This is a genomic window from Microbulbifer mangrovi, assembly GCF_002009015.1.
Classification (GTDB): domain Bacteria; phylum Pseudomonadota; class Gammaproteobacteria; order Pseudomonadales; family Cellvibrionaceae; genus Microbulbifer; species Microbulbifer mangrovi.
This window is the reverse complement of sequence record NZ_LZDE01000152.1, coordinates 1-3,574: the sequence shown is the minus strand read 5'-3', so window position 1 is coordinate 3,574 and position 3,574 is coordinate 1. Positions and strand designations below refer to the sequence as shown.

Below are 3,574 nucleotides of genomic sequence, written 5' to 3'. Positions count from 1 at the left end.
CATGGATGGGTTCACGGCGTGTCTCACACCGCTGCCCCCGATAGCGTCACCGCCAGGGAATTCCTTTCAACCTACTGATTTCGCAACAGTGACTGCAACAGTGCCCCGTGGTTTTCCTGCTGGCGGCCCAACCGCTGGCGCTCGGCCACCATGATGGCACGCAGTTCGGCGAGCGCGGTGGCGAAATCGTCGTTGATGATCAGGTAGTCGGTCTCCACATAGTGAGACATCTCATCGATCGCCTGCGCCATGCGCTTGTCGATCACCGCCTGATCGTCCTGGCCGCGCCCGGTCAGGCGCTCGAGCAGCGCCTGCTGGGATGGTGGCAGGATAAAGATCCCCACAGTCTCCGGCATCAGCTTGCGCACCTGTTCGGCGCCCTGCCAGTCGATCTCCAGGATCACATCCCGTCCGCTGGCGAGGGTTTCCTCAACCCACGCTTTGGAGGTGCCGTAAAAGTTGTCGAACACCTGCGCGTGCTCCAGGAACGCGCTCTGCCCCAGCATCTCCACGAACTCATCGCGATCCACAAAATGATAGTTGATGCCTTCAACCTCACCGGGACGCATGGGCCGGGTAGTGTGGGATACGGACACGGTAACCCCGCTATCCGCCTCGATCAGCGCTTTGACGAGACTGGTTTTGCCAGCGCCGGAGGGCGCGGAGACCGTATATAAAGTACCTGTGGACACGGCGAACCTTGCTGCAGTGATGGTGATTGTGGTGATGGGCGGGGATTATAACGAAAGCTGGTAGCGACGCGCGAACCGTAAACAGGCGGGGCCCCGACCGGTGCTGGGGGCAAAGTGTTGGGCTTTTTCGGAATATTTGCCGCGGGGCGGCTGGTCTTCCGAAGCCGGTCGGGGGTGCCTGCGGAATCTCAACCGCTTCGCCTTTGGGGAAGGCTGGCGGCTACTGCGGATTCCTGTTGCTAATTGCGAACGGCAGTGACTGTATCGTCTTTATTGTTAAAAACCAACCACCACCACACGGCGCCACTGGCGAGACAGTATCCGGTTACCGGCAGCCATATTGTCGCGGGCAGCAGCGGCAGGCTCGCCACCATTAGCATCAGCCGTCCCAGTTCCCAGTGCCTGCTGCGCGGTTCGCCGTCGAGGATGCGGCCGTTGACCACCAGGCCGATAACCAGCATCAGTACCATCAATGCCGTTGTGGCGTAGTCCAGCTGCTGGGCACTGGCCATTAGCGTCAGTGCGGCACCGGAGTAAACCAGATGCTGTATCAGTGCGTACCAGCGGAGACCCGGTGCAATCTGCGGGTTAAATCGCTGGAAGTTGTCCAGGTCGCCACTGGGAACTGGCATTGCTGCTTCCGCATCTGCCGGACGGTAGCCGGTGGCGCGGAACCACAGGGTGAGCTTTTCTTTCCAGCTCTTGGTGTATACCGCATCCAGCCACATGCGCTTGTAGTGTTGCAGGTTGGCCGCCAGGGGATCGAAGCTATTTAGTGGTTTGCGCACCCCATAGATACAGGGATCCGTTTCCAGTTCCTCCTGATAAGTGCCGAACAGCCGATCCCAGATGATCAGCACACCGCCGTAATTGCGGTCCACATAGACCTTGTTCTGGGCGTGGTGCACCCGATGGTTGGAGGGAGTGACCAGGAACCACTCCATCCAGCGCACCTTGGGGAATTTCTGGGTGTGAACCCAGAATTGGTAGATCAGGTCGATAGCCCCGGCGGTAACCAGAACTTCCCAGGGCATGCCGATCAGTAGAAGTGGCAGGTAGAAAATCCAGCCCAGGGGGACCACATCGGTAGTCTGGCGCAGGGCCGTGGTCAGGTTGTAATCCTCGCTCTGGTGGTGCACCAGATGCTCGGCCCAGAAGATATTGATCTCGTGACTGAAGCGGTGATTCCAGTAGTAACAGAAATCGTAGGCGACTACCGCCAGCAGCAGGTGCCAGGGATTGTCGAGGGACCACTGGATACCGAGCGTCTGGTAAGCAGGCTCCAGCCACTGGTACAGCGGCACGTAGACGAGCAGCAGGATGCCCACCCGGATCAATCCGAGTATCCGGCTCATCACGCCCGCGGCGAGACTGCCAATGGCATCGTTCAGACGGTAGAGACCCCAGCCGCGCCAGCGATCCAGCGCGAGCTCCAGCAACACAGCGAGCAGAAAGAAGGGGATGGCAGCAGTGACAAGACCCACGGGCACCTCGGAAGTTGTCCAACTATTTTTGTTCTAACCTCGAGGGTAATGTTGCCACAGCCGGGAAAGTGAACAATGTCCCCAGAGACCGGATTCCGAAATCCGTGAGCATTTTTCGTCAATAACCGAATAAAACGGGAGCCAATATGATCAACGCCTATGCCGCCGAGTCCGCCGGCGCGGAACTCAAGCCGTTCAGCTATGACCCGGGTGCCCTCGAACACGGACAGGTGGAAATTGCGGTGGAGTACTGCGGCCTCTGCCACAGTGATGTGAGTGTGGTGAACGATGAGTGGGGTATGACCGCGTTTCCGGTTGTCCCCGGGCACGAGGTGGTCGGGCGTATTGTCGCCCTGGGCGATGGGGTAAGCCACCTGAAGCAGGGTCAGCGCGTGGGGCTGGGCTGGCACTCGGGCTACTGCGGGCACTGCGGCGAATGCGATACCGGTCACCAGAATCTCTGTGCCCAGGCGCAGCCCACTATCATTGGTCATCACGGTGGATTTGCCGACAAGGTGCGGGCAAGTGCGGCGAGTGTTGTAGCAGTGCCCGATGGCCTGGATCCCGCCGTGGTCGGTCCCCTGTTCTGTGCTGGTATCACTGTGTACAACCCGCTGGTGCAGTTTGATATCAAGCCCAACAGTCGCGTGGCGGTGATTGGCATCGGAGGACTGGGACACCTGGCGCTGCAGTTCCTGAATGCCTGGGGCTGCGACGTCACCGCCTTTACCTCCAGCGAAAGCAAACGCGCTGAAGCCCTGGAACTCGGTGCCCATCACACCCTGAACAGCCGCGACCCGGAAGTACTCAAGGCCGCAGCCGGCCAGTTCGACCTGATTATCTCCACGGTTAACGTCAAGCTGGACTGGAATACCTACCTGGCGACCCTCAAACCTCGCGGTCGCCTGCACTTTGTCGGTGCCACCACAGAGCCGCTGGATCTCAATGTGTTCAACCTGTTGATGGCACAGCGCGAGGTTTCCGGCTCGCCCGTGGGCAGTCCCGCCACTATTGCCGATATGCTCGAATTCGCTGCGCGTCACAATATTGCGCCCAAGGTGGAGCACTTCCCCATGAGCAAGGTGAATGAAGCGTTTGCGCGACTCGAGAGCGGCGAAGCGCGCTATCGGATCGTGCTGGAAGCGGGCAAGTAACCGGACAGACGCGCGCAGAAACGCCGCGCACAAAAAAGGCCGGCAAATGCCGGCCAAGCAAGGTTGGGGTCTTGCGATTTGAGAGAGAGTTGCTTTGTTAGGGCGCGGCTTCAGCCTGCAGGGTGACACCCGAGTAGCTGTTGTATCCGCGGATACTGATATACCAGGTACCAGCCTGCGGGTTGTTGATGCTGCAGCTCTCGTCATTACCCCAGCGATACGGGCGGCAGTCGTAGCTGCTGGT

4 protein-coding genes are annotated in these 3,574 nt (G+C 59.6%); 1 reads left to right on the top strand and 3 read right to left on the bottom strand.

The features are described from left to right. Positions 1-71 precede the first annotated feature (71 nt). A complete protein-coding gene (gene gmk / locus B4U49_RS00975; protein ID WP_078082730.1) occupies positions 72-692 on the bottom strand; it encodes a guanylate kinase in 621 nt (206 codons plus the stop codon). Between the two features lie 239 nt (positions 693-931). Then, positions 932-2,176 (bottom strand): sterol desaturase family protein, encoded by a 1,245-nt coding sequence (locus B4U49_RS00970; protein ID WP_078082729.1) that lies wholly within the window; start codon positions 2,174-2,176, stop codon positions 932-934. A 146-nt stretch (positions 2,177-2,322) separates the two neighbouring features. Between B4U49_RS00970 and ahr the strand changes: the two genes are divergently transcribed. Further along, positions 2,323-3,330, top strand: a complete 1,008-nt coding sequence (gene ahr / locus B4U49_RS00965) for an NADPH-dependent aldehyde reductase Ahr (protein ID WP_078082728.1) — start codon at positions 2,323-2,325, stop codon at positions 3,328-3,330. A gap of 97 nt (positions 3,331-3,427) precedes the next feature. Here the strand turns inward: ahr and B4U49_RS00960 are convergent. Continuing rightward, positions 3,428-3,574, bottom strand: a 147-nt coding sequence (locus tag B4U49_RS00960) for a PPC domain-containing protein (protein WP_143735455.1), incomplete at its 5' end; no start/stop codon positions are given.